The sequence below is a fragment of the Rhizobacter sp. P2_D12 genome (assembly GCF_056404395.1).
On sequence record NZ_JBFUEB010000225.1, the window covers coordinates 1 to 3,529 of the forward strand.

A 3,529-nucleotide genomic window follows, 5' to 3' on the forward strand; every position below is an offset into this window, starting at 1 on the left:
CCGAGCACACGCTGGCCGCCCGCAAGCTCAAGGCGGCACTGGCGCGCCATGCGCGCGTGCGCGACCTGATCCCGCTGGGCGCGTATGTGCCGGGCGCCGACCCCGAGACCGACCGCGCGGTGGCGCTGCAACCGCATATCGAGGCATTCCTGTGCCAGGGCACGCGCGAAGGCGCCCCCATCGACAACTGTATCGACGCCCTGAAAGCGATCATGGCATGACACGTTCAACGACCATCCGCAGCCTCGGCACCCTGGTGCAGCTGCGTTCGACGCAGGTCGAACGCCTGGAAGCCGACCTGGCCAGCCAGGAAGCGACCCGGGTGCGCTACCAGAACAACCTGCAGCGCCTGACCGCGCTGACGCACGGCAGCGGCGCATCGGGCGCAGCGCTGCAGATCAACCCTGCCATGGCGCTGAACTGCGGCGCCTACAAGCAGGGCGTGATGGCGCTGGCCGACAGCCACCGGGTCGACCTGTCGCTGCACCAGGCAAACATGGCGGTGTCGCAGAACCGGCTCAAGGATGCCTGGGTCGGTCGCGAACTGCTGGGCAAGGTGCTGGCGCGCGAACAAGGCGCGCAGGCGGCAGGACAAGAGCGCGCCACCCGCAAGCGCGAAGACGATATCGCTACCCAATCCTGGCTGGCCGGACGGGCCTGAGCCCGCCCCAGACGCACACGCACACGCAACCACAAGGAATACGTCCCATGGCAACGGCAATCACTTCACCGACCTACGATCCCATCCCGACCGCGACCAATCTGGCCGACAAATACGTCGCGCCGCGCCAGCAGATTCTGACGACGCAGCTCGCCGCCGCCACGGCCGCCGAGCGCGGCCTGACCGAGATGAATTCGGCGCTGCTGGCGTTCCAGACCAGCCTGACGGCGCTCACGGGCGCGAACAAGACGGTGTTCGCCCAGTCCGCCGTGTTCGGCGACACGACGATCGGCAGCGCCACGGCCAGCAGCAAGGCCGCCGCCGGCACGTATGCCTTCTTCGTCAAGCAGATCGCCACCGCCAGCCAGGTGTCGTTCACGGGCCTGGCCGACAGCACCGGCGTGGCCGGCACGCTCAAGCTGAACATGGGCGGCGCCCTCGCCTTCGACGTCGACATGGCCGCCGCCAACACCGACGGCGGCGCACTGAGCACGCGCGAACTGGCTGCCGCCATCAATGGCGCAGCGGGCAACGGGGGCAAGGTCACGGCCTCGATCGTCACCACCGGCGGCACCGCGGAGCTGGTGCTGACCGCCAGGGACACGGGCCTGAACTCGGCCATCACGCTCGATACGAGCGGCATCACCGGCACGTCCAGCCTGGCTGACGCCAATGCCGACCCGGCGCGGCGCCGGATGCTGGTCGAGGCGCAGGATGCCGAAATCCGCGTCGGCGCCGAGAATGGCACCGCGATCACGCAGGCCAGCAACACCTTCACCGCCATCGATGGCGTCAGCATGACGTTCACCAGGGCCCATGCGGCCGGCGCAGCGCCCGTCACGCTGACCGTATCGGCCGACACCACCACCAGCACGGCCAACGTGCAGGCGTTCGTCGACGCCTTCAACAAGCTCAAGACCACCCTGAGCAAGCTGACCGCCAGCGGCGACGCCGCCAAGGGTGTTGCCGCCGGCACGTTTGCGCATGACAGCGGGGTGCGTGCCCTCAACGACCGGCTCGGAACGCTGCTGCGGCCGGCGAATGGCGACTCGCTGGCGGCCTACGGCATCATTTCCACGCGCACCGGCACGCTCGAACTGGACGCGAAGCGCCTGACCAGCCAGCTGGCCGTCAATCCGACCGGCCTGGACGCCCTGATCGGGGCGCCAAGTTCGTCGGCCCCGACCGGCATTGCCGGTGCGCTCGACAATTACCTGAAAACCTGGAGCAGCAGCGTCGACGGCCAGATCAAGCTGCGCCGCGAACAGACAACCAGCGAGCAATCGCGCCTGAGCGCGCGCCAGGCGTCGCTCGACGGGCAGCACGAAGCAGCCTATCAGCGCTACCTGCGCCAATTCACGCAGCTGCAGAACATGCAGTCCGTGATGAACAACAACGTGTCACTGTTCGATGCCCTGTTCGGCAACGACAAGTGACCACAGCCGGATCATTCACATGTCCTATCAAGAAGCCTACGGCAGTTACCACGCAGTGAACCTCGACGCGCAGACCACGCGCGCCTCGCCGGTCGACCTGGTGCTGCTGCTCACCGACGGCCTGCTCGACGAACTGGCGCGCGCCCGCGCGCACATCGTCGCCCGCCGCTACGAACAGAAAGCGGCCAGCATCAACAAGTGCGTCGAAATCATCAACGGCCTGGCCAGCTCGCTCGACTTCGACGGCGGCGGCGACACGGTGGCCAACCTCGCGCGCATCTACGATTTCTGCGCGGGCCACCTGCACACCGCCGGCATCAAGCTCGACCCGGAGATGGTCGATGAAGTCATCCGCATCCTGTCGACCATTCGCCAGGGCTGGAAAGGCGTCCAGGAACGCAATGGATAGGTCAATCGTCATCGGCCGTCTGGGCGCGCAGCTCGACACCGCTGCCCGCGGCGCCGACTGGGACGGCCTCGACCTGGCCGTGCGCGACCTGCCGCGCCAGCTGCGGGCGCTGGCGGTCAAGGGACCGTGGAGCGCCGCCGAGCGCGCGGCCCTGCAGCGCCTGCGCGCATCGCACGACCGCGCTGCGCAGACGGGCGCCGCTGCTGCTGCCGACCTGCAGGCGCGGATGGACGAGATGCGCGACAACAAGGAAGGCTGGATAGCCTATGCCCTCGCGGGCGAAACCGAACCTGGTGAGATTGTGCAATGAACCTTGCGATGAACAGCGCCATGAATACTGCAATGCACGCGGCCGGCAGCGTGGCCGGCAATCCTGCCCCGGCAGCGGCCACCGCCGCACCCGCCGCAGCGGCGCCTGATGCACTTGCACCGACCGCCGGTGCAGCCGGTGCTGCAGCGCCCCTCCAGGCGCCTGTGACACCCCCGGCGGCTGCCCTGCCCTTCGGTCACTGGATCGCACTGGACCGCGCGTTGCCCGATACCGCCGCCGCGCCGCAGGAAGATGTCGTGGCTGCGCCGGCCGCTGATGCCGGCGAAGCCGAGGCAGCACCCGAGGAAGATCGCGCGACTGACGTCCTGCTGGCCGCAATGGCGCCGCTGGTGACGCCGGCCGCACTGCCCGCCATGATGCTGGCGATGCACGGTGCAAAGCCCGGCGTTGCCGCCGACGCCGCTACCGCACCTGCCGAAGATGCCGCAGGCGGACCTGCTGCCGGCGCGCCGGACGCCGTCGCCCAGGTGGGCAGTGCGCGCGCCACCCCGGCAGCGGTCAATGTGTCGACCGCCGCCGCAGCCTCGATCCTGCCAGCGCCTGCCCAGGCAGCCAGCATGCAGACAGCCGTCCGGGCCGACCCGGGCGCGGCCCGGCCGGTGGCGGCGCAACCGAACGCCATGCCTGCCATCGCGCCGGTGTCGGGCGAGGCCACCGCCGAAGCCAGCGCCGACGCCGCCCCGGTCACGGTG

Annotated in this window: 4 protein-coding genes and 2 pseudogenes; all 6 read left to right on the forward strand. The window is 69.4% G+C overall.

All coding sequences use genetic code 11. From position 1 onward, the window contains the following. Nucleotides 1-221: pseudogene (fliI, locus tag AC1DYN_RS31820) on the forward strand (flagellum-specific ATP synthase FliI); the annotation flags it as partial. Then, nucleotides 218-661 (forward strand): flagellar FliJ family protein, encoded by a 444-nt coding sequence (locus tag AC1DYN_RS31825; protein ID WP_477966684.1) that lies wholly within the window; start codon nt 218-220, stop codon nt 659-661. The pseudogene fliI and the gene AC1DYN_RS31825, both read left to right, overlap by 4 nt. A 47-nt stretch (nt 662-708) precedes the next feature. Next, nucleotides 709-2,097 (forward strand): flagellar filament capping protein FliD, encoded by a 1,389-nt coding sequence (gene fliD / locus AC1DYN_RS31830; protein WP_477966686.1) that lies wholly within the window; start codon nt 709-711, stop codon nt 2,095-2,097. Between the two features lie 19 nt (nt 2,098-2,116). Next, nucleotides 2,117-2,506, forward strand: a complete 390-nt coding sequence (gene fliS / locus AC1DYN_RS31835; protein ID WP_477966688.1) for a flagellar export chaperone FliS — start codon at nt 2,117-2,119, stop codon at nt 2,504-2,506. Next, nucleotides 2,499-2,816 carry a hypothetical protein gene (locus tag AC1DYN_RS31840; RefSeq protein ID WP_477966690.1) on the forward strand — a complete coding sequence of 106 codons (318 nt, stop codon included), beginning with the start codon at nt 2,499-2,501 and terminating at the stop codon, nt 2,814-2,816. The genes fliS and AC1DYN_RS31840 overlap by 8 nt, the downstream gene beginning before the upstream one ends. An 8-nt stretch (nt 2,817-2,824) precedes the next feature. After that, nucleotides 2,825-3,529: pseudogene (locus AC1DYN_RS31845) on the forward strand (hypothetical protein); the annotation flags it as partial.

Bases quoted from the DNA above. Each gene is read 5' to 3' on its own strand.
- fliD (WP_477966686.1), top strand. From the start codon at position 709: ATGGCAACGGCAATCACTTCACCGACCTACGATCCCATCCCGACCGCG.
- fliS (WP_477966688.1), top strand. From the start codon at position 2,117: ATGTCCTATCAAGAAGCCTACGGCAGTTACCACGCAGTGAACCTCGAC.
- AC1DYN_RS31840 (WP_477966690.1), top strand. From the start codon at position 2,499: ATGGATAGGTCAATCGTCATCGGCCGTCTGGGCGCGCAGCTCGACACC.
- AC1DYN_RS31825 (WP_477966684.1), top strand. From the start codon at position 218: ATGACACGTTCAACGACCATCCGCAGCCTCGGCACCCTGGTGCAGCTG.